This window comes from Rhodobium orientis, assembly GCF_003258835.1.
Lineage (GTDB): Bacteria > Pseudomonadota > Alphaproteobacteria > Rhizobiales > Rhodobiaceae > Rhodobium > Rhodobium orientis.
On the sequence record NZ_NPEV01000044.1, the window covers coordinates 1 to 26229 of the forward strand.

Below are 26229 nucleotides of genomic sequence, written 5' to 3' on the forward strand. Positions count from 1 at the left end.
GCCGAGGCGCCGGTTGCCTATACGAGGCCGGGATCCGCTCGCGCCGGACCGCCTTACTGGTTCTGGCCCGACTGCTGCTGCGGCTGCTGCTGCTGCGGCGGCTGCTGCTGCATCTGCGGGGGATAGCCGTACGGGGCGCCATAGGCCGGGGGCGCATAGCCGTAGCCATAGGGGGCACCGTAATAGCCGGGATAGCCGCCGCCGCCCCAGCCGCCGGGATAGCCGCCCCAGCCGCCCGGATAGCCGCCCCAGGGGCCGCCGCCATAGCCGGGATGGCCGTAGCCGTAGCCGTTGCCGCGACCGGAAAAGTTCATGGAGAAATTCCCGTCGCCGGTGCCGTTGCCCCAGCCCGGGCCCCAGCCCCACCAGGCGGCGGCGTCGTTGGTGGTGACGGCGGTGCCGACGAGGCCGAGGAAGCCGGCCAGTGCAGTTGCGGTAAGCAACTTTTTCATATCTACTCTCCTCACGGTTTCTCCCTCCCTTGATCTTTAGCCTCGAGACGAGGGAGTTCTCCCGAGACTTTCGGGCGTCATGCCCGTTTGGGTTATGCGTTCCCGCTACATCCCGAAGGGCCCGAGCCCGCCAAGGCCCGGCAACCCGGTCGCATAGGGTGTGTAGAAGGGCGCCAGAGAGCCGGAATACGGACTTGCGTAGTAGCCGGGGGACTGCCATCCCCCGGGTGCTGCCAAGCCCAATCCCGGCAGATATCCGCCGGTGAGCGGAATGCCGTATCCAAGCCCGGCAAGCGCGCCGGTTCCCGGATAAAGACTGGAATAGGGATTTGCGAACGTGCCCGTCAGGGGCGCGCCCGCGAGACCCGTGCCATAGCCGTAGCCCGAAAGGGCCGGATCGCCGGTGGTTGCCTGCTGGCCGGTGGCGTCCGGCCGGTAGTCCGGAACGGCATAGGGTGTCGGATAGGCCGGTGCGGCGGAATAGGGCGTCGTGCCATAGGCCGGCGCGCCCGCGTAGGGCTGCCCGGAATAGGGCTGGGTCGGATAGGTACCCTGGCCGTAAGCCGCTGTGGTCTGTCCGTTGTCGGCCGGCGGATAGGCCGGGTTCAGGGTGGCGGCCGCCGGGGCTCCATAGTACGGCGCGGCGTATTGCGGGGCGGCATAGGCGCTGCGCCCGGAGAACGGATTGCCACCGGCCGCGGCCGCCGGCGGGACGGGCGCCGCCCAGGGGTTGGTCGCCACCTGGGCGAAGGCGAAGTCCGCCGGCCCGAAAAGGGCCATCGCCGTAATCGCCAGTATGGTGGGGGTGCGCGTCACCGTCTCAAGCCTTTCTACCGGTAGGTCCAGCCGGGCGTGCCGGCGCTTGCCAGATGCGGCCGGTGGATCGGCCAGCGGTCGCGGGTCTCTATCGGCGCGTAGTCGCCAAGGTATGGGTTGGTCGCTGCGGTCTGCGTCGTCGGCGCCGCGCGCCAGGTGGATGCCTGCTGCGTCCTGTTGCCGGTCTCCCAGGCAAAGCCGCCGACCGGCGCGTAATCCGCGTGGCGGGCATTGGCCGCGAACGGGTTGGGGCTGGCGAGGGACGCAAGGCTCGGCGCGCGGTCGGTCGCCCACATGCTGCCGTCGGAGCGCGGGCGCGGTGCGCTCGGCTGCGTGGCCGGCCGCGTCGGCGCATAGGCCGGCGGCGCGCCATAGGGCGCAGCGGGACCTGTGTTCATGCCTTGCGGCCGGTACCCGAACGGATTGCCGCCCTGCGGATAGGGCGCCCATTGGCCGCCCCACTGCGGCGCCGGATAGGCCCCCGGATAGGGCTGTTGCGGCTGCCCGCCCTGCCAGTGCTGCGGATAGGGATTGGGCTGGCCGGGGACGCCGTAGGACGGCGCGCCGTAGCCCGGTGCTGAATAGTTGGGGGCGACATAGCCCGGCGCGGCGGCCTGACCTGCGCCGTAAGCTCCGCCGGTGTTCGGATAGGCGGGGGTGCCGTAGGGTTGCGGCGCCGGATAGGCCGGCTGCGGATAGCCTGCTGCGCCGTAGGTTGGCGTGCCATAGCCGGTCGCGCCGTAGGTCGGGGCGGCATAGGCGGGGGCCGGCGGCGCGGGCGGCTGTTGTCCGTAGGCGGGTTGTTGGCGATAGCCGGGTAGCTGCCGGCCGTATGCGGGCGCCGGTTGCGGATAGGCGGGCGCCGTCGGCTGTGTGGCCGGAGCCGCGCCGGGTTGCCAGGCGCCTGTCCGGTTGCCGGAGGCGACCGGCGGATAGGCTGGGTTGGTGCCGGTCGGCGGATAGGTGGCAAGATTCGGCGCGGCATCCTCGTTCGGCCATGTCGGTTGGCCCTGGCTTGCCGGAGCGGCCGGCGACACGCCCGCATTCCGGCGGCCGAGCTGCTCCGGATCGAAGCCGATCGGCGGATAGTCGGTGTACTGGCCGGCCGTGCCCGATGCCTGGGCGAGGGTCGCGCCGCGCCGCGGGTCGGGCAGGCCATAGCGGGCGCCGAGCCGCGGCGTCATGGACGTCCGCCGGGCCTGCGGTGCCGGCGCGTCATAGCGCGTGGAGGCGACATGTGGCCGGGCCGAGGGGGGGCGGTCGAAGGCCGTTGCCTGCCGGTCGATCAGGGAAAAACCGAGGACGGCGATGGCGGCGGTGCCGAAAAGGAGGGTCGATCTCAAGCGATCAGGATACATCTTCGTCCTCCCTGGCGGTCGACTTGGCGTCAGCCTTCTTCGCCGCCGGCTTTTTCGGCGTCCTGGCGGTCGTCTTTTTCGGCTTGGCGCCTGCCTTCGCTGCGGTGCGGGCCGTGGTGCGCTTGGAGACGGCGCGGCGGGCGGGCCGCTTGGCAGCGGCGGCGGGCCTTGCCGGTACGGGATCGGCGACGACCGTTTCGGTTTCGGCGACGGCGGGCCCGGTCGTGGTTTCGGCGCTCTGCGGTCCGGTTGCCACCGGCGGGTCCGCTGCCGGGGTCTGCATCGGCGGGACGGCGGGCTCGGAAACGCTTTGCTGCGGTGCTGCGGGCGCTGTTGCCTGCGGGGCCGGAGCGACATAGGGCTGGGCGACGGGCTGCGGCGCCGGGGCTGCGGACGCAACAACTGTTGGCGCAGGGGCTGCGGCGGCAGGGGCCGGTGCCTGGGGCGCGGGCGTTGCTGCTGCGGGCGCCGGAGCCGGGTTGGCCGGCGTGAAGGGCGACGCCGGCTTTTCCTTGCGGGCGAACAGTCCCTTGCCGGCTTCCTTGATGGCGAGCCAGGCGAAATAGGGCATGGCGCGAAGGGCATAGAACGCCATGGTCACCGAGAGCTTTGCCGTCTGCACCGCGTTGCTCTCGGCGATGCGGGCAAAGAAGCCCCGGCGTTCCGGCTCGGCGGCGCCCGGACCGGCGTTTGCGCGGGCGTTTTCGGCAGCCTCTTCGGCGTTAAGGGGCACGGCTGCGGCGGAGGCGGCGGCCTCGCCGAAGCCGTTGCCGCTGGAATATTCCACGCTCTGGACGATCGCCTGGCGGGTGCGCACGCAGGCGAGCGGGATCACCACCAGCGTCAACAGCGTCGACACCATGCCGCCGAACATCAGCGAGATCGCCATGCCCTGGAAGATCGGGTCGGTGATGATGACCGAGGAGCCGGCAACGAGCGCGAGCGCGGTGATCATGATCGGCCGCGTCCTGGTGCGGCAGGCCTGCACCACGGCGTCGGTCACCGGCACGTCGTTCTCCACGGCCTGACGCGAGAAGTCGACGAGCAGGATGGAGTTGCGCACGATGATGCCGGCAAGCGCGATGAAGCCGATCATGGAGGTGGCGGTGAATTCCGCGCCGAGCAGCCAGTGTCCGGGGACGATGCCGATGAGGGTCAGCGGGATCGGCGCCATAATGATGCCGGGCAGGCGGAAATTGCCGAACTCCCAGACGACCAGCATGTAGATGAGGACCATGGCGGCGCCGAAGGCGATGCCCATGTCGCGGAACGTTTCGTAGGTGACGGTCCATTCGCCGGTCCACTCGAAGGCCGACCTGAAGCCGTCCGTCGGCGGGCCGACCCAGGCGGCAGCAAGGGTGCCGCCGTCCGGCGGGGTGTAGTCGGCAAGCAGGTCGCCGACAGCGAACATGCCGTAGATCGGCGCGCCGAGGCGGCCGGCGACGTCGCCGGTGACGTATTCCAGCGGCCTCAGATCCTTGTGGTAGACGGTCTTGTCCTGGGGCACGGCGGTGAAGCGGCCGAGCTCCGACAGCGGCACGAAGGCGCCGCCGGCGGTGCGGATCGGCAGTTCGCCAAGGGCAGAGATCTGGCTGCGGACGTTGAGCGGCGCCTGCAGGACGATGTAGCGGGGCTCCAGCTCGTGGCCGAGCTTGGCGTCGCCCAGCTTGTAGCCGCCGAGCGCCATGCCGAGCTGACGGTTGATGTCCTTGATCGAGACGCCTTCGCGCAGGGCCTTCTGGCGGTCGATCTCGAACAGCCAGCGCTCGTGCGGGTCGTCCAGATAGTTGTCGACGTCGACGACGCTTGGCGCCTCTTCGAAGATCCTCGTCAGGTCCTTGGCGACCTTTACGCGGATTTCCTCGGTCTGGCCGTAGACTTCGGCGACGAGGGTCTGGAGGACCGGCGGTCCCGGCGGCATTTCGACGATGGCGATGCGGGCGCCGAGCTTTTCGGCGATCGGCGTCAGGATGTTGCGGGTCTCGGCGGCGATCTGGTGGCTGGAGCGGGCGCGGTCGCCCTTATCGAGGAGCTGCACCTGGATGTCGGCCTGCCAGGGCCGCTGGCGCAGATAGTAGTGGCGCACCAGGCCGTTGAAGTTGAAGGGCGAGGCGGTGCCGGCATAGCTCTGGACGGCGGTGACCTCGTCGATCTTCAGGACCTCGTCGACGAGCCTCTGGGTGACGTTGGCGGTCTCGGCCAGCGCCGTGCCGTCGGGCATGTTCACGACGACGTTGAATTCCGGCTTGTTGTCGAAGGGCAGCATCTTCACCGCCACGTCGGTGGTGTAGAAGAGGACGCAGGAGAGCGCGAAGACGAGCCAGATGCCGATCCGCAGCATGCGGCCCTTGGCCGGGCTCTCGATGAACGGGGTCAGGATGCGGCGGTAGAAGCGGCCGAGCGCCTCGCTCTGGCGGTGCTCGGATTCCTGCGCCTTGTGGAGCCTCGCCAGCGACGGGCGGATGCGGTAGGCGAGCCAGGGCGTGAACAGGAAGGCGGCGATCAGCGAGAACAGCATGGCGACGGAGCCGAGCGCCGGGATCGGCTCCATATAGGGGCCCATCATGCCGGAGACGAAGCCCATGGGCAGCAGCGCGGCGATGACCGTGAAGGTGGCGAGGATGGTCGGGTTGCCGACCTCACGTACCGCGTCGATCGTCGTCGGGGTGTCGACCTCGCCCTTCAGGAGCCAGCGGCGGTAGATGTTCTCCACGACGACGATGGCGTCGTCGACCAGAATGCCGATGGAAAAGATCAGCGCGAACAGCGACACCCGGTCGATGGTGTAGCCGAGGATCCAGGCGGAGAAGACGGTGATCAAAATCACCACCGGGATGACGATGAGGACGACGAGCGCCGCGCGGATGCCGAGGAACAGCCAGATCAAGAGGGTGACCGCGCCGGTCGCCACGAACAGCTTGACGATCAGCTCGTTGACCTTGTCGTTGGCGGTCTCGCCGTAATTGCGGGTAACGGCGATCTCCACATTGCCCGGAATGATCCGGCCCTTGAGCTGCTCGACCTTGTCGAGCACGGCGTCGGCGACGGTGACGCCGTTGCTGCCGGGCTTCTTGGCGATGGCGATGGTCACGGCCGGGGCACCGTCGGGGACGCTGGCGCGGGACGGCTGGCCGCTCTCGGTCCAGGCCGGGCCGGTGAAATACTGGACGCTGTTGGTCGCCTCGCCGGCGCCTTCGGTGACCTTGGCGACATCGCGCAAATACACCGGGCTGCCGTTGTAGGTGCCGACGATGATGTGTTCCAGGTCGGAGGCGTGCTTGAGGAAGGCGCCGGAATAGACGTTGAAGCTGGTGCCGTCGATCTCACTGTAGCCGACGCGCTTCTTCTCGTTGGCCGAGGTGATGGCGCCGGCAACCTGGTCGATGCTGATGCCGAAGCCGGACAGACGTTCGGGCTGGATCTCGACCCGCATCTCTTCGGCCCGGCCGCCGACGATGAAGCTCTGGGAGGTGTTCGGCACTTCCTTCAGGCGTTGCACCAGTTCCAGGGAGACGAGGCGGAGCGCGGCGTCGTCGAGGCTTTCCGACCACAGGGTCAACGCCACCACCGGCACGTCGTCGACGCCCTTCGGCTTGACCAGGGGTTCGGAGACGCCCGGCGGGATCTTGTCGAGATTGGAGAACAGCTTGTCGTAGAGCTTGACCAGCGAGGGTTCCATCTTCTCGCCGACGTCGAACTCGACCGTCACCATGCCCTGGCCGCGCTGGGAGGCGGAATAGACGTGCTTGACGCCGGGGATCTCGCTCATCATCCGCTCCAGCGGATCGATGGCAAGGCTCGTCACCTGGGCCGCCGAGGCGCCTTCATACTGGATGAAGATGTCGACCATCGGCACGGAAATCTGCGGGTCTTCCTGGCGCGGCGTGAAGGTGAGGCCGAGGATGCCGGCGGCCAGGCAGCAGACCAGGAACAGCGGCGACAGCGGCGAATGGATGAAGGTGCGCGCCATCGTGCCGGCAAGGCCGGGAGCGTGGACATGCTCGCCCTTGCCGTTCTTGCCGTTTCGGGCGCTGCATCCGGTCGTGGTGTCGTTCGTGTCAGCCATTGTCGGCGACCCTGTTTCCATCCCGTTTGATCGCGGCGGTTGGCCCGCCTGCGCTTGAGTGATCAGTTGTTCGTCTCGGCGCGGGCATTCGGCCTGCGCCCGGTGCTCGCCGTCGGGTTGACGACCACTTCCTCGCCGCCCTTCAGGCCGGACAGGATGGTCACCCGGTCGTCGCCGGCATCGCCGCCGACGCGCACCATCTTCAGCGTTGGTTCACCGTCGCCGCCGCGCACGAAGACGCCGAACAGGCTGCCCCGTTGGATCAGCGCGGAGCGCGGCACGGTCGGCAGCGAGGTGGCGTTGACGGAGCCGTTCGGCAGCCGCAGTTCGGCATAGACGCCGGGGGCGGCCGGAATGCCGCGCGGCAGGTCGAACTTCACCGTCACGGTGTGGCGCGACTGGTCGGCGACCGGAAAGATCTGGGCGACGCGGGCGTTGACCTCGATGCCGCCGCCGACGTCGAGCCGAGCCGGCACGAACATGTTCTGGTAGAGATTGCCGACCAGCTTGACCGGCACCTCGGCCTGGATCCGCAGGTAATCCACATAGGCGAATTTCAGCAGCGGCTGGCCGGGCTGGACCGTGTCGCCCTCCTCGATCATGCGGGCGACGATGGTGCCGGGGAACGGCGCCACGACGCGGGCGTCGCGGATCTTGGTGTCGATCTCTTCAAGCTGGGCCCGGGCCTGCATGATCTGGCTCTGGGCCTGCTCCATGCCGCTTTGCTGGCTGTGCAGGTCGGCATAGCGCTCCACCCAGGGATTGCTGGCACCAACGCCGCTGGAAAACGGCCGGGCGAAGAAATTATCGAACATCTGCGGCATCGCCATGCCGGTGGAGCGCGACATGCCGCGGTTGATCTGCGGCGAGATCAGTTCGCGGTTGTACTGCACCTGGGCCTGGCGGAGCGCGGCCTCGGCCGCCTGCAGGCTGGCGACGGCGGAGCGCCGGCGAGCCTGCAGGTCGGCGTCGTCGATCTGCACCATCAGGGCATTCTGCTGGAAGGCGTCGCCCTCGCGGCCGGCAAGCAGGCGGACCTGGCCCGGCACCATCGCCGACAGCACCACTTCCTTGTAGGGGATGACCGAGCCGCCGATCAGCGACGTGCTGCCGACCTCGGAGACGTCGGCGGTGACGTAGCGTTCCTGTGCGGCGGCGGGCAAGGCCGCGGGCGCGGCGACAACCGTCGCACACACCGCCAGCACCAGTTTTTGCGGCAGGGTCAGGGTCATCAGACGCGCGCCATCACTGAAAAGCTTTTCATGAACGGACCGGCCATGCGCGGGTCCTTGACCATCGCGGCGTAGTCGCCGACGGCGAATTGCAGCTTCTTGGAGGTGTAGGCCATGCCGAGGCCCATCATCCCCGGCGGCTTGGTCATCCAGCCCTGCCAGGTGGCGGCGTCGGCGCGCAGGTCCCAGTTCAGCGGCTGGCCGGCATAGGCGCCGGCGCCGGTGGCGACGCCGTTTTCCACGACCAGGACGCCGCGCGGGGCGTCCTCGCCCTTGAAGCCGTAGCCGATGTTGGAATTGAACCCGATCTTGGCCAGTTCGCCGGACAGATCCGGCTCCGCGTTCCACGCATTCTGGAAACCCGCCATCCACTCGGCGGAAAACAAGTCAGCCATCTCAATCCTCCCTCTTGAAAGCGGCTTATGGCATGCCCGTTGTTCGTCACATGCTTATTTTAGAAATATCTAAGCAAAGAAGTTAGCTAGTGGCAAGTCATTGAAAATACTAATGCTTTTATGTTGCGTCCGGCAGCGCGCTGCAGCAGATTCTGCAACAGGAGGCGGTTGCGATTAATCAATCGAACTTCTTTGAATTGACACCGGAAATTGCGATGGTGTCTTTTTCGTAGTGTTGCGTTGAATAGAATATGTTGCATATGATGCAACGCGGACGCGCCACAGAAGCGCGCCGATTTGGAGGGACCCGGACCGTCAAAAACGGTCCGAAACAAGGGAAGGGCAGTCCATGAGGGAGATCGACGATCTCGTTCCTCTGCTCGAAGCTATCGTATCCTATATCGACGAGGGGGTTCTGCTCACCGACCGTGACGGGACCGTTCTCTACCAGAACCCTGCGGCAGCCGAACTGCTGGTGGCGCCCGGGGCCGGACCGCTGCAGTCGCTCGCCGACATCCGCGGCGTCGATCTGAAGGATGCGCTGGACAGAGTCCTGGAACGGGCGCCGGCGCAGCCGGAAAACGCCATCACACCCAATCTCATACAGTTCGATATGCGTATCAAAGTGCGCGACGAGATGCGGGATCTGGAGTTCCATTGCTGCCGCGCCTGCGACACCTACGGCAATCTCAGGCTCGTCATCCTGCGCGACAAGACCGATGAGCGGCGCCTGGAGACGCTGCTGTCGCGCTCCAGCGGCGACCTCGTCACCAAGGATCCGACGATGATGGAGATCCTGGAGCGGGTCGAGCGGGTGGCGCCGATGCAGGCGCCGGTGCTGATCCAGGGCGAGACCGGGACCGGCAAGACCCATATTGCGCGGCTGCTGCACCGCCTGTCGAACCGTTCGCGGCGGCCCTTCGTGGAGTTCAACTGCGCCTCGACGCCGGTACCCCTGATCGAGGCGGAACTGTTCGGCCATGCCCGCGGCGCGTTCGGCGAGATCAACGGCGAGCGGGCCGGCAAGCTGAAGGCGGCGGACACCGGTACGCTGTTCCTCGACGAGGTCTCGGCGCTGCCGGCCCATCTCCAGACCAAGCTCCTGAAGGCGCTGCAGGACGGTGCGTTCGAGCCGGTCGGATCCGATACGCCGGTCACAGCCGATGTGCGGATGATCACCGCCTCCAACCGCAACCTGCGCGGCCTTGTGGAGGCCGGCGAGTTCCGCGCCGACCTCTATTACCGGCTGGCGGTGTTTCCGATCACGGTGCCGCCGATCCGCGAGCGGCCGGGCGATATCCCGCTGCTCCTTGCCCATTTCTGCGACAAGCTGGCCGAACGCGGCTATCCGCGCGACTTCAGCTACTCGCCGGAGGCGCGGCGGCTTCTCATCGACTATCCCTGGCCGGGCAACGTCAGGGAAATGGAGACGGCGATCGAGCACGCGCTGATCTGCTGCGTCGACAACGTCATCGTTCCGGAAAGCCTGCCGCACGACATCCGCAACTTCGATCACCTGCCGGTGGTGAGCGTGAAGCCGGCGGTGCGCCCGTCCGAGGCGGACGAAAAGGTGCAGATCCAGACGGCGCTGGCGCGCGCCGGCGGGAACAAGTCGCTGGCCGCGAAATATCTCGGCATCGACCGCACCACGCTGTGGCGCAAGATGCGCCGGCTGCGGATTTCGGAACGTGCGCAGATCGCCGCACCGGAGGATGCGCGGGAGATGCGGACCAATTGACGCCGGAATACTTAGGGGAAAAGAAAACGGCGCCGTTGGGGGGTGAGAGATGGCGCCGCAGTTCGATCTCTGAGTTGTTGTTCTTATCGCAGCATTAGGATGGTTGCATCTTTCCAAGCCGTTAACGCGGTGCGATTCGACCTGCGACAGCTTTCCTGGGCAAGATTCCGGCCGGCCGGGAAACGGTCCGCCGCGTCGGGTCCGGGGTCTTGTTTGCGGGGGACACAACACCCACCTCGCTTGGCGAACGAACGCGCCATGCGAGGGAGAGATAATGTTCGACGCCAAGAAGCTTCTCGATCAATTCATGGGCACCGGGATCCCCGGCGGCGGCACCGTCGGCGACCGGGTCGGCCAGGTGCAGGACTATTCCCGGGAAAATCCGCTGAAGTCCGGCCTGGCGGCCGGCGGGCTTGCCGGGCTTCTGCTCGGCACGGAGACCGGCCGCTCGCTCACCGGCAGCGCGGCGACGGTCGGCGGCCTCGCACTCCTCGGCGGCCTTGCCTACAAGGCCTATCAGAACTGGCAGGGCACCGGCTCGGTGACGGGCGCGGCGCAGCCCCGGGTGACCGGGCCGGCCGAGCCTGGCCCCTTCGATGCGCCGAAGAAGAACCCGTTCGCGGCCTCGGAGGCCGAGCAGCAGGAGGCCGGGCTCGCCATGGTCACGGCGATGATCGCGGCGGCGAAGTCCGACGGCCATATCGACGCCACCGAGCAGCAGCGCATCTTCGACAAGCTCGACAAGCTCGACAAGCTCGATCTCGACGTCGAGGCCAAGGCCTTCGTCATGGACGAGCTGCGTTCGCCGCTCGATATCGACAAGATCGTCGCCAAGGCGCGCACGCCCGAACTCGCCATGCAGATCTACACCGCCTCGCGGGTCGCCATCGACCTCGACCACCCGGCGGAGAAATCCTATCTCGACCAGCTCGTCCAGCGGCTCGGCATCGACCGCGGCTTCGTCAACGAGGTGGAAGCGGCGATCACCGCCTGACGCGTCACGGATGGCGGCGCCCGGCCTCGTCATCCCGCCACATCGCTTCGTCACGCATCCGTCACAGGGCGCATTCCAATCGCTGCGTGTGATCGGCTAAAGTCCCGCCCATGAAGCGTGTGCGTCGCGGACTGCCCTTCGGCTTCGGTGCAACCGGGGCCGTCGTTGCCGCCGGCCTTGTGGCCACTGCCATCGTTGCGACCCTGACCGGCCTCGGCGCGGAGCGGCTGTTCCTGCGCGAGCAGGCGGCGCGGGCGCGCGATGCGCTCGACTTCCACGCCGTCAGCCTGGAAGGCTTCCTCGACAAGTACCGTATCCTGCCGCCGCTGATCGCGCGGCATCCGGATGTGGTCGCCCATTTCGACGCCGGCACCGAGAAGGACGGCCCTGCGGCGCTGCGCATCGCTGTGACGGCGACCGCGATGACCGGCGCCGACGAGGTGCTGTTCATCGACACGGATGGAACGGTGCTGGTCGCCAGCAAGCCGGTGGCCGACAAGAACCTCGCCAATGCGCCCTATTTCCGCGCGGCGATGGAGGGCCGGCTCGGGCGGTTCCTCTCCTTCGACGCGGCGACCGAGCGCGGCTCCTATCTCTTTGCCGCGCCGGTGCGCAAGGACGATGCGGTGATCGGCGTCGTCGTCGCCAAGGTGTCGCTGGAGGACGTGGAGCAGGCCTGGGCGCTTTCCAAGGACCCGGTGGTCGCCACCGATCTTTCCGGCCGGATCGTGCTGTCGAACCGGGAGGACTGGCGCGGCCGGTCGCTGTTCGGCGCGCGCGGGCGCGCCCTTGCCCGCGCGACCGCCGACGCCGCGCCGGTGGTGCGCTCCCCCAAGAGCCATGACGGCGAGTTCGCCTTCGTCAACCTGCCGGACGAGGTCGGTGGCGGCGCGCACCGTTACCTGGAGGAAACGGCGTTCCTGCCGCTCTACGACTGGACGCTCAGGGTCTATTCCGATACAGCGCTCGCCCGCGCCCAGATGAGCAATCTGGTGCTGACCGTGCTGCTTGCCGGCCTGATCGCGACGGCCGGTGCGGGCTATCTGGTCGACCGGCGCGGCCGGCTCTCGCGGCAGATGCGGCGCGAGCGTGCGGCGGCGCTGCGCCTTGAGCGGCGGGTCCGCGACCGCACGCGGGAACTGACGCTGGCGAATGCCCGGCTTGCCAGCGAGGTCCGTGAGCGCGAGGCAACGGAGGAGGAGTTGCGCCGCACCCAGTCGGAGCTGGTGCAGGCGGCAAAGCTCGCCGCGCTCGGCCAGATGTCGGCGGCGCTCAGCCATGAATTCAACCAGCCGCTCGCCGCGATCCGCTCCTATGCCGACAACGCCGCCCTGCTGATCGAGCGCGATCGCAAGCCGGAGGCGGCGGGGAACCTGTCGCGCATCGCCGCCCTCGTCGACAGGATGGCCGGCCTGTCGCGGCACCTCAAGACTTTCGCGCGCAAGCCGGAGGCGACGACACGGCCGATTTCCGTGGCGCCGGCGCTGTCGGAAACGCTGATGCTGCTCGGTCCGCGCATGCGCAAGGCAGGCGTCCAGGTCGACGTGGTGCAGGAGGCCGGCGACGTCGTCGTCGATGCCGGCCAGGTGCGGCTGGAACAGGTGCTGATGAACATCGTCGGCAACGCCCTCGACGCGGTCGCCGGACGCGCGGACCCGATGGTGCGGGTCGACATCTCCAAGGATTCTTGCGACGGCATCATCGCGGTCAGCGATAACGGGCCGGGAATTTCCGAGGCGGATCTGGCGCACATCTTCGATCCGTTCTTCACCACCAAGGACGTCGGCGAGGGGCTGGGGCTCGGCCTTTCCATCGCCTATAAGATCATCCAGGATTTCCGGGGAATGATCGTCGCGGAGGCCCGGCCGGAGGGCGGCTCGGTGTTCACCATCAGGGTGCCGCTCAGCGAGCCGGTCCGCAGCGCCGCCGAATAGATCCGGCACCGAAAAAGGGCATCGATGGAGCACAGTACCGTTCTTCTGGTCGACGACGAGGCGGACCTGCGCGATGCGCTGGCCCAGGGGCTGGAGCTCGGCGGCCACAACGTCCACACCTATGCCGACGGCGACACCGTGCTCGACCACGTCAACCGCACGCTCTACGGCGTGCTGGTCACCGACATCCGCATGCCGCGCAGCGACGGCCTCACACTGATGCGCCGGGCCTTCGACATCGACCCGGCCTTGCCGGTGATCCTGATCACCGGCCATGGCGACGTGCCGCTGGCGGTCGAGGCGATGCGCGCCGGCGCCTACGACTTCATGGAAAAGCCGTTTCCCGCAAGCCGGCTCAACGACACGGTGCTGAGGGCCCTGCAGACACGGCGTCTGGTGCTGGAAAACCGGGCGCTGCGCCAGGCGCTCGACGAGGAGACCGGCTTGATCGCCCGGCTGATCGGCCGCACGCCGGTGATGCAGCGGCTGAGGAGCGAGGTCGAGGCGTTGGCCGAGGCCGATGTGGACGTCTTACTCCTCGGCGAGACCGGCTCCGGCAAGGAGGTGGTGGCGCGGGCGCTGCACGACGAGGGACCACGGCGCGACAAGCCCTTCGTTGCCATCAATTGCGGCGCGCTGCCGAGCGACATCATCGAGTCGGAGCTGTTCGGCCACGAGGCCGGCGCCTTTACCGGCGCCATCCGCCAGCGCATCGGCAAGCTGGAACACGCCGCGGGCGGCACCGTCTTTCTCGATGAGATCGAATCCATGCCGCACGACCTGCAGGTCAAGCTCCTCAGGGTCATCGAGCAGCGCTCCATCGAGCGGCTCGGCTCCAACAGGGCGATCCCGCTCGACGTGCGGTTCGTCGCCGCCACCAAGGTCGACCTGGAAGAGGCTTGCGCCGACGGCCGGTTCCGCAGCGACCTTTATTACCGGCTCAACGTGGTGACGGTCTCCGTGCCGCCGCTGCGCGAGCGCAAGGAGGACCTGCCGATCCTCTTCCATCACCTGGCGCGCGAGGCGCGGGCGCGGTTTCGCCGCGAGGTGCCGGACCTTACCCCCGACATGATGGCGGCGCTGACCGCCCATGACTGGCCGGGCAATGTGCGCGAGTTGCGCAACGTCGCCGACCGTTTCGTGCTGGGCCTCTCCCTCGGCCTAGACGGCGAGGAGCCGGCAAGTGCCGCGGAGGAGGGTTCGCCGCTCGCCCAGCGGGTCGCGGCCTATGAGCGCTCGCTGATCGCCGCGGAAATCAAGCGTCAGGACGGCAGCCTGAAGGCGACCTACGAGTCCCTTGGCCTGTCGCGCAAGGCGCTCTACGAAAAGATGAAGCGCTACGCCCTCGACAAGGACGAGGTGCTGTCGGAGCCGATGTGATCCCGGTGTCGCCGGTCCGATGTGTCGGATTCGACCCATCGGGCCGGCGAAATGTTACCGAAAGGTTGCATTCGGAGCGGCAATGCCGGTTGCCCGCGTGCTCCGTCTCGTTCAATATCCCCGGATAACCGCAAAAATGCGGAGATGGCACGGCAATTGCCACTATCGAACCGGGATGCCGCCTCGATGCGGCACCGATTCAACGTTCTGGGAGGAACACGATGAAACACCTTATGCTCGCCGCCACCGCGGCGGTCGCCCTTTCCGTATCGCCGGCGTTTGCGAACTGCGACGACGGCGAAATCGTCATCAAGTTCAGTCACGTGACGGCTGCCCAGGGGCATCCGAAGGGCGAGGCCGCGGCGCTGCTCGCCGAGCGCGTCAACGACAAGATGAACGGCAAGGCCTGCATGGAGGTCTATCCGAACTCGCAGCTCTTCAACGACAACAAGGTCCTTGAGGCGATGCTGCTCGGCGACGTCCAGATGGCGGCTCCGTCGCTCTCCAAGTTCGAGAAATACACCAAGAAGTTCCGCATCTTCGACCTGCCCTTCCTGTTCGACAACATCGAGGCGGTGAACCGCTTCCAGGGCTCCGAGGGCGGCCAGAAGCTGCTGCACTCGATGGAGAGCAAGGGCCTGCTCGGCCTCGGCTACTGGCACAACGGCATGAAGCAGCTTTCCGCCAACAAGCCGCTCCTGATGCCGGAAGATGCCAAGGGCCTGAAGTTCCGCATCCAGACCTCCGACGTCTTGCAGGCGCAGTTCGAGGCGCTCGGCGCCAACCCGCAGAAGCTCGCCTTCTCCGAGGTCTACGGCGCGCTGCAAACCGGCGTTGTCGACGGCCAGGAGAACACCTGGTCGAACATCTACACGAAGAAGTTCTTCGAGGTGCAGGACGGCGTCACGGAGTCCGACCACGGCGTGCTCGACTATCTGGTCGTCACCTCGGCGGAATGGTGGAACGGCCTGCCGGACGACGTTCGCAGCGAGCTGAAGACGATCTTCGACGAGGTCACCGACGAGCGCAATCAGATGTCGCGTAAGATCAACCTCGCCAACCGGCAGAAGGTGATCGACGCCGGGGGCACGGTGCGTGAGCTCGATGCCGACCAGCGCGCGGCCTGGAAGAAGGCCATGGAGCCGGTCTGGGCCAAGTTCGAAGGCGACATCGGCACGGACCTGCTGGAAGCCGCCAAGGCCTCCAACGCGTCCAACTAGTCCCTTTGCTCTGATGTAAAACGGGGGAGCCGCATCCTTGCGGCTCCCCTTCGGGCGCTTCCCGCCGGGCGGCGCCCACATGCGTTGTGTCGCTCGTCGGAGCGGGCGGCCGGGCCGGTGGCCTGTCACCGGGCAAACGAGGGGGCTCCTGTGTCGCGGATCGTCAACGAAATAGAAGAAACGGCCATCGCCATCCTGTTGGCGCTGATGACCGTCACCACCTTTGCCAACGTCATCGCCCGCTACGTCTTCAACGACAATCTCCTGTGGGCGCTGGAGCTGACCACCTACCTGTTCGCCTGGCTGGTGATCTTCGGGGCATCCTATGCGGTCAAGATGACCGCCCATCTCGGCGTCGATGCCGTGGCGCTGCGCTTTTCGAGGAAAACCCAGCGGATCCTGGCGCTGATCGCCGTCGCGGCCTGCATCGCCTATGCCGGGATGATGCTCTATGGCGCCTGGGAGTACTGGTCGAAGTTCTTCTACAAGCTGGCCTTCCTGGAGGTCGAGGACGTCCCGTTCCCGCATTGGATCCAGACGCTCTTCGGCCTCGTGGAGGACGGTGAGCCGCGCTACGAGCGGCTGCCGCGTTACATCCCCTATTTCATCCTGCCCTTCGGGCTCACCCTCATCCTGTTCCGCTTCCTGCAGATCGCCGTCGGCATCTTCAAGGGCGACCTCACCATGATCATCGCCAGCCACGAGGCGGAGGAACTGGTCGACGAGGCCCGCGCCGCCCATGACGACACCGGCGCCTCCGGCAGCTCCCCGTCGCAAGGAGCCGGGCGATGAGTGCGGTCATCCTCTTTGCGCTGGTCATTGCGCTCCTGACCATCGGCGTTCCGATCGCCGTCTCGCTCGGCCTGTCCAGCCTCGTCATCCTGCTCGTCTTTTCCAACGACTCGCTCGCCTCCATCGCCGGCAAGCTGTTCGAGTCCATGGAGCACTACACGCTCTTGGCGATCCCGTTCTTCATCCTCGCCTCGGCCTTCATGTCGACGGGCGGCGTCGCCAAGCGCATCATCCGCTTTGCCATCGCCGTCGTCGGCCACATGCGCGGCGGCCTCGCCATCGCCGGCGTCTTTGCCTGCATGCTGTTCGCGGCGCTGTCCGGCTCGTCGCCGGCAACGGTCGTCGCCATCGGCTCCATTGTCATCGCCGGCATGCGCCAGGTCGGCTACACCCGCGATTTCGCCGCCGGCGTCATCTGCAATGCCGGCACGCTCGGCATCCTCATTCCGCCGTCCATCGTCATGGTCGTCTATGCGGCGGCAACCGACGTCTCGGTCGGGCGGATGTTCCTGGCCGGCGTCATTCCGGGCCTGATCGCCGGCGGCATGCTGATGGTCGGCATCTACGTTGCCGCCCGCGTCAAGGGCCTGCCGGCGGAGGACTGGAAGGGCTGGCGGGAAATCCTCGTCTCGGCCGCCGATGCGTTCTGGGGGCTGATGCTGATCGTCATCATTCTGGGCGGCATCTATGGCGGCGTCTTCACGCCGACGGAGGCCGCGGCTGTCGCCGCGGTCTACGCCTTCCTGATCGCCAATTTCGTCTATCGCGACATGGGGCCGCTGAAGAACGTCGCCTGGCGCAAGGACGGCGAGGGATTGCTGACCGCGGTCCTGCGCAACATCGCGGCCATCGTCATCGGCTTCGTGCCGGCCTGCGTCCACCCGGAGACCAAGCGCACACTCTTGGAAGCCGGGCGGCTGACCATCATGCTGATGTTCATCATCGCCAACGCGCTGATCCTGAAGCACGTGCTGACCACGGAGCAGGTGCCCCAGGCGATCGCCGGTGCGATGCTCGATTTCGGCTTTTCCTGGTGGACCTTCCTGATCGCCGTCAACCTGCTGCTGTTGGTCGGCGGCCAGTTCATGGAGCCGTCGGGCCTCATCGTCATCGTCGCGCCGCTGGTCTTCCCGATCGCCATCCAGCTCGGCGTCGATCCGATCCATCTCGGCATCATCATGGTGGTGAACATGGAGATCGGCATGATCACGCCGCCGGTCGGACTGAACCTGTTCGTGACCTCCGGCGTTGCCGGCATGCCGGTGATGGCGGTCGTCCGGGCGGCGCTGCCCTGGCTCGGCATCCTCGCCATCTTCCTGGTGCTGGTCACCTACGTGCCGTGGATCTCCACCTACCTGCCGACGTCGCTGATGGGCCCGGAGATGATCACGACGCATTGATGGGAGTACGGGCGGCGGCGCGCGGTTGGGGCGCTCAGTTTCCAACGGCGTCGTGGTGGCGTTCGCTACACTGGATCGCTTCGCTTCGCTCGCGATGACGGCAAAAATGTCATTGCGAGGAGGCCATGAGGCCGACGCGGCAATCCAGGCGGCGTTACGGCTCCCGTGAGCTAAGTGTGTGGAAACAAATGCATCATGGATTGCCGGGTCAAGCCCGGCAATGACGCGGAGAGGGTTGAGCCGACGGACCTAACGGCGTCGTCCCCGCAAGGCAGCGTGCACTGCACTGGATCGCATCGCTGCGCCCGCGATGACGATTGAAGTCGTTCCGCCCGGTGCGTGCTTCTACAGCACCCAGCCGCCGTCGATGACGATTTCCGTGCCGGTGACGAAGGCGGATTCGTCGGAGGCGAGGTAGGTCGCGAGGTCGGCGATCTCCTTGGGGTCGGCGACCCGGCCGCTCGGCTGGCTTTCCAGCACATGGGCCCAGGCATCCTCGATCGAGGCGCCGAGTTCCACGGCAAGTTCCGCCACCCGGCCCTCCAGCGACGGTGTCCTGACGATGCCCGGGCAGATGGCGTTGCAGCGCACGCCCTTCTTGACGAAATCGGCGGCGATCGCCTTGGTCAGGCCGATGACGGCGGCCTTGGTGGCGCCGTAGACGTAACGTGCCGGCGTGCCGCGGATCGAGGAGGTGCCCGACGACATGTTGATGATGGAGCCCTTTTCCTGACCCAGCATCGCCGGCAGGAAGGCGCGGATCGTGCGGTGCATGGACTTGACGTTGAGGTCGAAGCAGTAGTCCCAGGTGATCTCGTCGCAATCGAGCACGGTGCCGCGATGGACGTAGCCGGCGCAGTTGCACAATACGTCGATGGCGCCGAGTTCTTCGGCGACCGCATAGGTCTCGGCGGTGTCGGTGACGTCAAGGGCGATGCATTTGGCGATGCCGAGCGCGGCTAAGTCTTCGAGCTGCTCCGGCGCAACGTCGGTGGCAACAACTTCCGCGCCCTCTTCGGCAAAGCCGATGGCAGTGGCGCGGCCGATACCCTGGCCGGCTGCGGTGACGAGTGCCCGTTTTCCGGCGAGGCGATCCGACATGGTAGTCCCTTCGGTTTTCTTCGTGCCGACGGCGGCCCCGCGGGGCCGGCCCGTGCGCCGGCTGCTGCGGCGCGGGCACGGTCCGGCCGGTGATCTCGAACATGCGCTTTCGGGGCGCTCTGATCATTTGCCCGCGGACCGGTCTGGTCTCGAAACGGGCGGGCGGCCGGAGATGAGATGTTTCTGATGGCGCTAGCGTCTAACACGTCTTTACCGCTATGTCTTGTTCGCGGGCGACAGCGACGGGCGGCAGAGCGACGCTGCCGGGACAGAGGGAGAAAGAGCCATGCTGACGACGATTGCCGGCTTTGATCGCATCGGCGAGGAAAACGCCTTTGCCGTGCTGGCGCGGGCGACCGAGCTCGCAAGCGGCGGCCGCGACATCATCAATCTCGGCATCGGCCAGCCCGACTTCCCGACCCCGCCGCATATCGTGGAGGCTGCCGTTACGGCGCTGCGCGAGGGCCATCACGGTTATACGCCGGCAACCGGCATCCTGCCCTTGCGCGAGGCGGTCGCCGCCGATGTGGAGCGGCGCACCGGCGCTGCCGTCTCGCCCGACCGGGTGCTGATCGTGCCCGGCGGCAAGGTGACGATGTTCGCCGCGATCCTGATGTTCGGCGAGCCCGGCGTCGATATCCTCTATCCCGATCCGGGCTTTCCGATCTATCGCTCGATGATCGAGTTCACCGGCGCGCGGCCGGTGCCGATCCCGATCCGCGAGGACAATGCCTTTGCCTTTTCGGCGGAGGAAACGCTCGGCCTGATCACGCCGCAGACCCGGCTGATGATCCTCAACTCGCCGGCGAACCCGACCGGCGGCGTGACGCCGCAGGCGGAGATTTCGCATCTTGTGGAGGGGCTTGCCGCATTTCCGGACGTCGCCATCCTCTCCGATGAGATTTACGGGCAGATGACCTATGACGGCGCCGTGCACCATTCGCTGATGTCCTATCCGGAGATCCGCGAAAGGGTGATCCTGCTCGACGGCTGGTCGAAGACCTATGCCATGACCGGCTGGCGGCTCGGCTACTCGGTCTGGCCCGAGGGGCTCTACGACAAGGTCCGCAAGCTCGCCGTCAACGCCTGGTCCTGCGTCAACGCCCCGACGCAATGGGCGGGGCTGGCTGCGCTCACCGGGCCGCAGGACTGCGTGACGGAAATGGTCGGCGCGTTCGACGAACGCCGCAAGGTGATCGTCGACGGTCTGAACGCGCTGCCGGGCGTTTCCTGCCTGATGCCGGCCGGCGCCTTCTATGCCTATCCCAACATCACGGAGACCGGCTGGAAGGCGAAGGAGCTGGCCTCCGCGCTCCTGGAAGACGCCGGCATTGCCACCATCGGCGGGCCCGATTTCGGCGTCCTCGGCGAAGGCTATATGCGGCTTTCCTATGCCAATTCGACGGAGAACATCTCCCGCGCCATCGAGCGCATGGACGGGTTCCTGAAAAAGAACACCTAGAGCGTTCGACGCTGTCCGGTCAGTCGGCGGCCTCGCCGATCGCTCCCGTGATCAGCGCGCCGCTGTCCTTGGGTGCCAGGCGCAGGAAAACGTTTTCCGGCTCGACGGACAAAAGCGCGTCGGCCTCGCCGAGCGCATAGGTGACGACCGCATCCCCGGTTTCGTCGACGAGGACGATGCCGCCCATGCCGTCCGGGCGCCAGCCGCGCACCGGGGCGAGCACCGGATAGAGCCGGGCGCAGTCGGCAAGGTGGGCGATGCGCGCGCCCTTCGGGCCGGCCTCGCTGCCAAGCTCGGCCTCGCAACTGGCATTGGAGAAATCGTCGCCGATCGTCCAGGCAGCGGCGATGGCGGGTGCGGACGATTCGGCATGGGCCGGGACCCATGTGACGGCGGAAAGGGCGAGAAACAGCGCGGTGGCGCCGATCGACGCAGAACCAGCGGTACGGAGCATATGCGACACCTCTCAACGCGAATGAATACAGTTGATCGGCAAACCGTTAGCACCGCGTAAACGCCCGCCACCCCGACGTTTTCCGCGGCTTTTGCACAATCTGGCGGTCGGGGTTTTTTCTCGCAAGTGCGAACGCGTGAGGAATGCAACCTGCTATCAATAAGAACATGATTATATTGCAATACCGGCAGGCGTTGGCAGGTGCACCCATATGGTGTATGCTGCGTTGCAATAAAAAGGCCCGGTTCGCCAAAAAACGGAGGCCCCTCCAGTGTCCGTCAAGAACCTCTCCTCCTTCTTCAAGCCGCAGTCCATTGCGCTGATCGGTGCGAGTCCCCGTCCCGGAAGCGTCGGTGCGACTGTGCTCGCCAACCTGATGACCGCCGGCTTCGACGGCCCGGTCTGGCTGGTCAATCCCAAGCACGACCATGTCGGACCGCATCCCTGTCACGCGTCGATCGCCGATCTTCCCGGCGTGCCGGAACTCGGTATCGTCGCGGCGCCCGCCAAATTCGTGCCCGGCACCGTGGAAGAACTCGGCAAGCGCGGCGCCCTGGCCGTGCTGATCATCACCGCCGGCCTCGGCAAGGGGCCCGGCAGCCTCGCCGACGAGGCCGGACGGATCGCCCGCCGCTACGGCATGCGCATCGTCGGGCCGAACTGCCTCGGCCTGCTGGTGCCGCCGGTCGGCCTCAATGCCAGCTTTTCCCATGTCATGCCGGGCGACGGCGACCTCGTCTTCCTGTCGCAGTCGGGGGCGCTGGTCACCGCGGTCGTCGACTGGGCGGCCTCGCGCGGCATCGGCTTTCGCGCCGTGGTCTCGCTCGGCGACATGCTCGACGTGGATGTCGGCGACCTCCTCGACTACTTCGCCTCCGACGTGCGCACGCGGGCGATCCTGCTCTATCTGGAATCCATCAACGAGGCGCGCGGCTTCATGTCGGCGGCGCGGCTCGCCTCGCGGCTGAAGCCGATCGTCGCCATCAAGGCCGGGCGCAACGCCTCGGCGGCCGAGGCCGCGGCCTCCCATACCGGGGCGCTTGCCGCCTCCGACATCGTCTTCGATGCGGCGCTGCGCCGGGCCGGCGTGCTGCGCGTCTTTTCGCTCGACGAGCTCTTCACCGCCGCGGAGACCCTCCACTACGTCAAGCCGTTCCGCGGCGAGCGGCTGGCCATCGTCACCAATGGCGGCGGCGCGGGCGTTCTTGCCGCCGATGCCCTGGAAGACCGCAACGGCAAGCTGGCGACGCTGTCGGCGGGGACGATGGCGACGCTCGATGCGGCGTTGCCGGAGACCTGGTCGCACGGCAACCCCGTCGACGTCATCGGCGATGCGCCGCCGGAGCGCTATGCGGCAGCCGTTGCCGCGGTGCTGCGCGACCCGAATGTCGACGCGGTGATGGCGATGAACTGCCCGACGGCGCTCGCCTCCGTGACCGATGCGGCCGAGGCCTCGCTGAAGGCCTGGAAGGACAGCGGCGTCTTCAAGCCGCTGTTCGGCTGCTGGCTCGGCGACGGCGGCGCCACGGAGGCCCGCAAGGTGCTGGCGGCCGGCGGCGTGCCGAGCTACGCGACGCCGACGAGCGCCATCGAGGGGTTTCGGCACATCGTCGACTACAGCAAGGTCCAGGAGCTCTTGATCCGCACGCCGCCGGTCGGCGACGGGGTGCGCCGGCCGCAGAAGGAACTGGCCCGCAAGATCATCGAGACGGCGCTGTCGGCCGGCCGCACCATGCTGACCTCGGACGAGGCCAAGATGGTGCTTGCGGCCTATCACGTGCCGGTGGCGCTGGCCGAGCCGGCAGCCGACCCGGACGAGGCGGCGGAGATTGCCGCCAAGATCCTCGAACGCGAGGGCGGGGTCGTCCTGAAGATCCGCTCCCAGGACATTTCGCACAAATCCGACGTCGGGGGCGTTCGCCTCGGCCTGCGCAGCGCCGACGAGACGCGGGCGGCGGCCCGGACCATGCTGGAGACGGCGCGCCGGGTGAAGCCGGACGCCCGCATCGACGGCTTCACCGTGGAGCCGATGGTTTCGCGTGTCCACGGCATCGAGCTGATCACCGGCATTGCCACCGATCCGCTGTTCGGGCCGATCATCCTGTTCGGCGCCGGCGGCACGGCGGTGGAGGTGCTCGCCGACCGCACCGTCGGTCTGCCGCCGCTCGACCGGCTGATCGCCCGCGACATGATCGAGGAGACCAACGTCTCCAAGCTGCTTGCCGGCTATCGCGACCGGCCGGCGGCCAACATCGATGCCATTGTCGATGCCCTGATCGCGCTGTCGCGGATCCTCGTCGACATCCCGGAACTCTTCGAACTCGATATCAACCCACTGACAGCCGACGAGCATGGCGTCATTGCGCTCGATGCCCGCATCCGCCTCGACCCAAAGGCGGCCGGCGTCGTGCCCGGGCACAATTTCGCCATCCGGCCCTATCCGGACAACTGGATCTCGCGCGAGACCACCTCGGGCGATCTCGACGTCACGGTCCGGCCGGTGAAGCCGGAGGACGAGCCGCTCTACGGGCGGTTCTTCGACCGTCTCGACCCTGAGGACATCCGGCTCCGCTTCTTCACGCCGATCAAGGAGCTGTCGCACAGGTTCGTCGCCCGTCTGACGCAGATCGACTACGACCGGTCGATGGCGTTCTGCGCGCTGACGCCGGGCGACACCGAACTCCTCGGCATCTCCCACCTGATCCTCGATGCGGACCGGGAGGTCGGCGAATACGCCGTCGCCGTGCGCTCCGACCTCAAGGGGCGCGGCCTCGGCTGGCTGCTGATGCAGAAGCTGATCGGCTTTGCCGCCTCCGAGGGCGTCAAGACGATCTATGGCGACGTCCTCGCCGCCAACACGACGATGCTGCAGATGTGCCGGGAACTGGGCTTTGAGGTGGAGCGCCATCCGCAGGAGGCGGGGGTAATCCGGGTGACGCTGCAGGTCTCGGCCGACCGGCAGCGCGAGCTCGCCGCCGGCATGGCCTGAGCCGCGCCGTTTTCGATATCTCCCGTTGCGATCCGGAAGCCCTTCCGGGCGCGATCGGGGCCTCGCATTTTCGTCCTTGACTTAGAGCGCGCTCGAACCCCTAGCCTTTGCTGCGTCGTGGCGAAGGAAGGACGTCCATGAAGATCGGTAAGCTGGCCAAGCGGTCGGGACTGACGGCCCATACCATCCGTTACTACGAGCGGATCGGGCTGTTGCCCTATGCGGATCGGGATGCATCGGGCCAGCGCGACTACGACGCCTCGGTTCTCGTCTGGATCGCGTTTCTCGGCCGTCTGAAGACGACGGGGATGCCGATCCGGGACATGCTGCGCTATGCGGCATTGCGGGAACAGGGCGCGGAAACGGAAGCGGAGCGGCGCCGGTTGCTGGAAGAGCATCGGGCCCGCGTTCGCGAGTGCATCGCCGAGCTTCAGGATAGCCTTCTCGTCCTCGATACCAAGATCGCCGGATATGCCGGCGCTGAAACGAGGTTGAAGGACTATGACGCAAGACCCCCTGAACGGCGGCGAAAGCCGTCTGGAGCGCGGCCGGCGCGCTCTCGCTGACATCGACGGAGAGGCCGGAGAACGGGTGGTGGTGGCGCTTGCCGACATCGCCCCCGACTTTGCCACCTATCTGTTCGAGTTCCCCTTCGGCGACATCTACTCGCGCCCCGGTCTCGACCTGCGCTCGCGCGAGATCGCGACCGTTGCCGCCCTGACGGCGATGGGCACGGCCGAGGCGCAATTGAAGGTCCATATCGAGGCCGGCCTCAATGTCGGCCTCGGCCGCGAGGAAATCGTCGAGACCATCATGCAGATGGCCGTCTATGCCGGCTTTCCGGCCGCGCTCAACGGCCTCTTCGCGGCAAAGGCGGTGTTCGCCGCACGCGACGCTGACAACCGGGAGGACGCGGCATGAGCGTTCCCTACGACGACCGGTGCCGCGCTCACAGCTCGCCCGGTGCCGTGCCGCGCCGGCGTTCGCGATAGAGCACGTAGAGGCCGGAGCCGACGACGATGGCCATGCCAATGAGCGTGTAGATGCCGGGGACGTCGGAGAACACCAGGTAGCCGAGGATCGTCATCCAGACGATCTGGGTATAGCTGAACGGCGCCAGCGTCGGCGCCGGCGCGACCGCATAGGCCTTGGTCAGGAGGAAGTGGCCGAGGCCGCCGAACACGCCGGTCATCAGCAGGAGCCCCCAGATCGCCGGGCTTTCCGGCGCCTCCCAGACGGCGAAGGCCGGAACGGCGATGACCACGGTCGGAACGACCGCGCTGATCAGGAGCAGGCCCTCGATGGTATCGGTCGCGGTCAGCATCCGGGTCGTCACGGTGTAGAGCGCAAAGCACAGCATCGCCGCGGCCGACAGGAAGGCGGCCCAGTGCATGCCGCCGACGCCGGGCCGGGTCACCACCAGGACGCCGAGAAAACCGATAATGACCGCGGCCCAGCGGTGCCGGCCGGCCCATTCGCCGAGCATCGGCCCGGCGAGGATGACTACCGTCAGCGGCGTTGCGAACATGATCGCGTTGGCTTCGGTGAGCTGCAGGTGGCGCAATGCGAGGAAGTTGAACACCGTCGCGCCGAGCATGAAACAGCCGCGCAGGAGCTGCAGGCCCGGCCGCCGGGTCCGGATCAGGTGCGGGCGTTTCCAGAGCCGGAACAGGATCGCGGCCATCACCACATGGGAGGCGAAGCGGAACCAGACGATCTGCACCACCGGCAGGCTCTCGCCGAGATATTTCGCTGTCGTATCGAGGGCGGAAAACAGGAAGAAGGCCAGGCAGGTCAGCGAAATGCCGAGCGCGATCGACGTGGGGCGTGGCGGCAGGGCGGCCGCATGGCGGGGTTCGCCCATGGCAGAAGGTCCGGTCCCGGAGGGAGAAAACAGGATTTTCGGGCGGCGCCTTGCCGTGTGCCCGCAACGGTTGCCGTTCTATCAGTCGGCGTCCGCGTCGTCCATCTCGGCGTCGGCAGCGTCGACGGTCGGGGCGTTGGAGAGGCTGCGTTCGACGATCCGCAGGAGCTTGCGCAGGCGCTTGCGGTCCTTGTCGTCGAGCTTTGCGACGGCTTCTTTTTCCAGCCGCTTCCAGGTCCGGTCGATGTTCTTGACCAGTTCGCGGCCCTCGTCGGTGAGGCAGACATGGGCGAGGCGGCCGTCCGACTTGGAGGCGGTGCGGCGGACGAGGTTCTGGGCCGACAGTCGGGTCACCATCTTGGTGACGGTCGGCGGCTGCACGCCGAGGGCGCCAGCCAACTGGCTCATGGTCTGGTCGTCATTGTCGAAAAGCGACTTCAGCACGGCTTCCTGGCCCGGATGCAGGCCGATCTTGCTCAAATAGCTGCCGGCCCTCGCACGCTGGGCCTTGGCGGCTTGCGCGAGGCGGAAGGTGACGCTCTTTTTATGATCGAAGGCCATGGCGGGCGTATTACTTCCATT

21 protein-coding genes are annotated in these 26229 nt (G+C 67.1%); 11 read left to right on the top strand and 10 right to left on the bottom strand.

The genetic code is table 11. The features are described from left to right. Positions 1 to 53: 53 nt before the first annotated feature. The 6 genes from CH339_RS17495 to CH339_RS17520 all read right to left on the bottom strand — a co-directional run bounded on the left by CH339_RS17495 (position 54) and on the right by CH339_RS17520 (position 8319). Complete coding sequence (locus tag CH339_RS17495) at positions 54 to 452, bottom strand: sulfur globule protein CV1 (RefSeq protein ID WP_111435670.1); 399 nt, start codon at positions 450 to 452, stop codon at positions 54 to 56. A gap of 105 nt (positions 453 to 557) precedes the next feature. After that, positions 558 to 1268 carry a hypothetical protein gene (locus tag CH339_RS17500; RefSeq protein WP_146610224.1) on the bottom strand — a complete coding sequence of 237 codons (711 nt, stop codon included), beginning with the start codon at positions 1266 to 1268 and terminating at the stop codon, positions 558 to 560. 14 nt (positions 1269 to 1282) lie between these two features. Next, positions 1283 to 2626 carry a hypothetical protein gene (locus tag CH339_RS17505; protein ID WP_146610225.1) on the bottom strand — a complete coding sequence of 448 codons (1344 nt, stop codon included), beginning with the start codon at positions 2624 to 2626 and terminating at the stop codon, positions 1283 to 1285. After that, a complete protein-coding gene (locus CH339_RS17510; protein WP_111435673.1) occupies positions 2616 to 6692 on the bottom strand; it encodes an efflux RND transporter permease subunit in 4077 nt (1358 codons plus the stop codon). Before CH339_RS17510 ends, CH339_RS17505 begins: the two co-directional genes overlap by 11 nt. Before the next feature lie 62 nt (positions 6693 to 6754). After that, on the bottom strand, positions 6755 to 7924 hold the full coding sequence (locus tag CH339_RS17515; RefSeq protein ID WP_111435674.1) for an efflux RND transporter periplasmic adaptor subunit: 1170 nt from the start codon (positions 7922 to 7924) through the stop codon (positions 6755 to 6757). Next, positions 7924 to 8319: an SCP-2 sterol transfer family protein gene (locus CH339_RS17520; protein ID WP_111435675.1), complete on the bottom strand. Its 396-nt coding sequence runs from the start codon at positions 8317 to 8319 to the stop codon at positions 7924 to 7926. Before CH339_RS17520 ends, CH339_RS17515 begins: the two co-directional genes overlap by 1 nt. Before the next feature lie 349 nt (positions 8320 to 8668). On the opposite strand from CH339_RS17520, the gene CH339_RS17525 reads away from it, so the two are divergent. The 7 genes from CH339_RS17525 (at position 8669) to CH339_RS17555 (ending at position 17777) form a co-directional block, all read left to right on the top strand. Beyond that, positions 8669 to 10057: a sigma-54 interaction domain-containing protein gene (locus tag CH339_RS17525; RefSeq protein ID WP_111435676.1), complete on the top strand. Its 1389-nt coding sequence runs from the start codon at positions 8669 to 8671 to the stop codon at positions 10055 to 10057. Positions 10058 to 10331: 274 nt separating this feature from the next. Further along, positions 10332 to 11051 (top strand): tellurite resistance TerB family protein, encoded by a 720-nt coding sequence (locus CH339_RS17530; protein WP_111435677.1) that lies wholly within the window; start codon positions 10332 to 10334, stop codon positions 11049 to 11051. A 110-nt stretch (positions 11052 to 11161) separates the two neighbouring features. Further along, positions 11162 to 12985, top strand: a complete 1824-nt coding sequence (locus tag CH339_RS17535) for a sensor histidine kinase (protein ID WP_111435678.1) — start codon at positions 11162 to 11164, stop codon at positions 12983 to 12985. Positions 12986 to 13009: 24 nt separating this feature from the next. After that, the gene (locus CH339_RS17540; RefSeq protein ID WP_111435679.1) at positions 13010 to 14365 is read left to right on the top strand and encodes a sigma-54-dependent transcriptional regulator; all 1356 of its coding nucleotides are present in this window, start codon (positions 13010 to 13012) and stop codon (positions 14363 to 14365) included. Between the two features lie 221 nt (positions 14366 to 14586). After that, positions 14587 to 15585, top strand: a complete 999-nt coding sequence (locus CH339_RS17545; RefSeq protein WP_111435680.1) for a TRAP transporter substrate-binding protein — start codon at positions 14587 to 14589, stop codon at positions 15583 to 15585. A 150-nt stretch (positions 15586 to 15735) separates the two neighbouring features. Then, the gene (locus tag CH339_RS17550) at positions 15736 to 16377 is read left to right on the top strand and encodes a TRAP transporter small permease (RefSeq protein ID WP_245408164.1); all 642 of its coding nucleotides are present in this window, start codon (positions 15736 to 15738) and stop codon (positions 16375 to 16377) included. Further along, complete coding sequence (locus CH339_RS17555) at positions 16374 to 17777, top strand: TRAP transporter large permease (RefSeq protein ID WP_111435681.1); 1404 nt, start codon at positions 16374 to 16376, stop codon at positions 17775 to 17777. Before CH339_RS17550 ends, CH339_RS17555 begins: the two co-directional genes overlap by 4 nt. Positions 17778 to 18122: 345 nt before the next feature. On the opposite strand, the gene CH339_RS17560 is transcribed toward CH339_RS17555, so the two are convergent. After that, positions 18123 to 18878 (bottom strand): SDR family oxidoreductase, encoded by a 756-nt coding sequence (locus CH339_RS17560; protein ID WP_111435682.1) that lies wholly within the window; start codon positions 18876 to 18878, stop codon positions 18123 to 18125. Between the two features lie 286 nt (positions 18879 to 19164). On the opposite strand from CH339_RS17560, the gene CH339_RS17565 reads away from it, so the two are divergent. Further along, positions 19165 to 20340, top strand: coding sequence for a pyridoxal phosphate-dependent aminotransferase (locus tag CH339_RS17565; RefSeq protein ID WP_111435683.1), 1176 nt, complete (start codon positions 19165 to 19167; stop codon positions 20338 to 20340). 19 nt (positions 20341 to 20359) lie between these two features. Here CH339_RS17565 and CH339_RS17570 read toward each other — a convergent pair whose 3' ends face one another. Further along, positions 20360 to 20794: an AprI/Inh family metalloprotease inhibitor gene (locus CH339_RS17570; RefSeq protein ID WP_111435684.1), complete on the bottom strand. Its 435-nt coding sequence runs from the start codon at positions 20792 to 20794 to the stop codon at positions 20360 to 20362. A 271-nt stretch (positions 20795 to 21065) separates the two neighbouring features. On the opposite strand from CH339_RS17570, the gene CH339_RS17575 reads away from it, so the two are divergent. The 3 genes from CH339_RS17575 (at position 21066) to CH339_RS17585 (ending at position 24704) form a co-directional block, all read left to right on the top strand. Continuing rightward, positions 21066 to 23783, top strand: a complete 2718-nt coding sequence (locus CH339_RS17575) for a bifunctional acetate--CoA ligase family protein/GNAT family N-acetyltransferase (protein WP_111435685.1) — start codon at positions 21066 to 21068, stop codon at positions 23781 to 23783. Positions 23784 to 23920: 137 nt separating this feature from the next. Continuing rightward, complete coding sequence (locus CH339_RS17580; RefSeq protein ID WP_111435686.1) at positions 23921 to 24349, top strand: MerR family transcriptional regulator; 429 nt, start codon at positions 23921 to 23923, stop codon at positions 24347 to 24349. Then, the gene (locus CH339_RS17585; protein WP_111435687.1) at positions 24285 to 24704 is read left to right on the top strand and encodes a carboxymuconolactone decarboxylase family protein; all 420 of its coding nucleotides are present in this window, start codon (positions 24285 to 24287) and stop codon (positions 24702 to 24704) included. The genes CH339_RS17580 and CH339_RS17585 overlap by 65 nt, the downstream gene beginning before the upstream one ends. Positions 24705 to 24732: 28 nt before the next feature. Here the strand turns inward: CH339_RS17585 and CH339_RS17590 are convergent, their stop codons facing one another. Then, positions 24733 to 25647: a DMT family transporter gene (locus tag CH339_RS17590; protein ID WP_111435688.1), complete on the bottom strand. Its 915-nt coding sequence runs from the start codon at positions 25645 to 25647 to the stop codon at positions 24733 to 24735. 81 nt (positions 25648 to 25728) lie between these two features. Beyond that, positions 25729 to 26208, bottom strand: coding sequence for a MarR family winged helix-turn-helix transcriptional regulator (locus CH339_RS17595; RefSeq protein ID WP_111435689.1), 480 nt, complete (start codon positions 26206 to 26208; stop codon positions 25729 to 25731). Between the last annotated feature and the right edge of the window lie 21 nt (positions 26209 to 26229).

Excerpts from the sequence above, each read along its gene's own strand:
- CH339_RS17580 (WP_111435686.1), top strand. The coding sequence starts at position 23,921 with ATGAAGATCGGTAAGCTGGCCAAGCGGTCGGGACTGACGGCCCATACC.
- CH339_RS17545 (WP_111435680.1), top strand. The coding sequence starts at position 14,587 with ATGAAACACCTTATGCTCGCCGCCACCGCGGCGGTCGCCCTTTCCGTA.
- CH339_RS17535 (WP_111435678.1), top strand. The coding sequence starts at position 11,162 with ATGAAGCGTGTGCGTCGCGGACTGCCCTTCGGCTTCGGTGCAACCGGG.
- CH339_RS17540 (WP_111435679.1), top strand. The coding sequence starts at position 13,010 with ATGGAGCACAGTACCGTTCTTCTGGTCGACGACGAGGCGGACCTGCGC.
- CH339_RS17510 (WP_111435673.1), bottom strand. The coding sequence starts at position 6,692 with ATGGCTGACACGAACGACACCACGACCGGATGCAGCGCCCGAAACGGC.
- CH339_RS17515 (WP_111435674.1), bottom strand. The coding sequence starts at position 7,924 with ATGACCCTGACCCTGCCGCAAAAACTGGTGCTGGCGGTGTGTGCGACG.
- CH339_RS17555 (WP_111435681.1), top strand. The coding sequence starts at position 16,374 with ATGAGTGCGGTCATCCTCTTTGCGCTGGTCATTGCGCTCCTGACCATC.
- CH339_RS17505 (WP_146610225.1), bottom strand. The coding sequence starts at position 2,626 with ATGTATCCTGATCGCTTGAGATCGACCCTCCTTTTCGGCACCGCCGCC.
- CH339_RS17595 (WP_111435689.1), bottom strand. The coding sequence starts at position 26,208 with ATGGCCTTCGATCATAAAAAGAGCGTCACCTTCCGCCTCGCGCAAGCC.
- CH339_RS17530 (WP_111435677.1), top strand. The coding sequence starts at position 10,332 with ATGTTCGACGCCAAGAAGCTTCTCGATCAATTCATGGGCACCGGGATC.
- CH339_RS17570 (WP_111435684.1), bottom strand. The coding sequence starts at position 20,794 with ATGCTCCGTACCGCTGGTTCTGCGTCGATCGGCGCCACCGCGCTGTTT.
- CH339_RS17585 (WP_111435687.1), top strand. The coding sequence starts at position 24,285 with ATGACGCAAGACCCCCTGAACGGCGGCGAAAGCCGTCTGGAGCGCGGC.
- CH339_RS17520 (WP_111435675.1), bottom strand. The coding sequence starts at position 8,319 with ATGGCTGACTTGTTTTCCGCCGAGTGGATGGCGGGTTTCCAGAATGCG.
- CH339_RS17525 (WP_111435676.1), top strand. The coding sequence starts at position 8,669 with ATGAGGGAGATCGACGATCTCGTTCCTCTGCTCGAAGCTATCGTATCC.
- CH339_RS17565 (WP_111435683.1), top strand. The coding sequence starts at position 19,165 with ATGCTGACGACGATTGCCGGCTTTGATCGCATCGGCGAGGAAAACGCC.
- CH339_RS17590 (WP_111435688.1), bottom strand. The coding sequence starts at position 25,647 with ATGGGCGAACCCCGCCATGCGGCCGCCCTGCCGCCACGCCCCACGTCG.
- CH339_RS17495 (WP_111435670.1), bottom strand. The coding sequence starts at position 452 with ATGAAAAAGTTGCTTACCGCAACTGCACTGGCCGGCTTCCTCGGCCTC.
- CH339_RS17560 (WP_111435682.1), bottom strand. The coding sequence starts at position 18,878 with ATGTCGGATCGCCTCGCCGGAAAACGGGCACTCGTCACCGCAGCCGGC.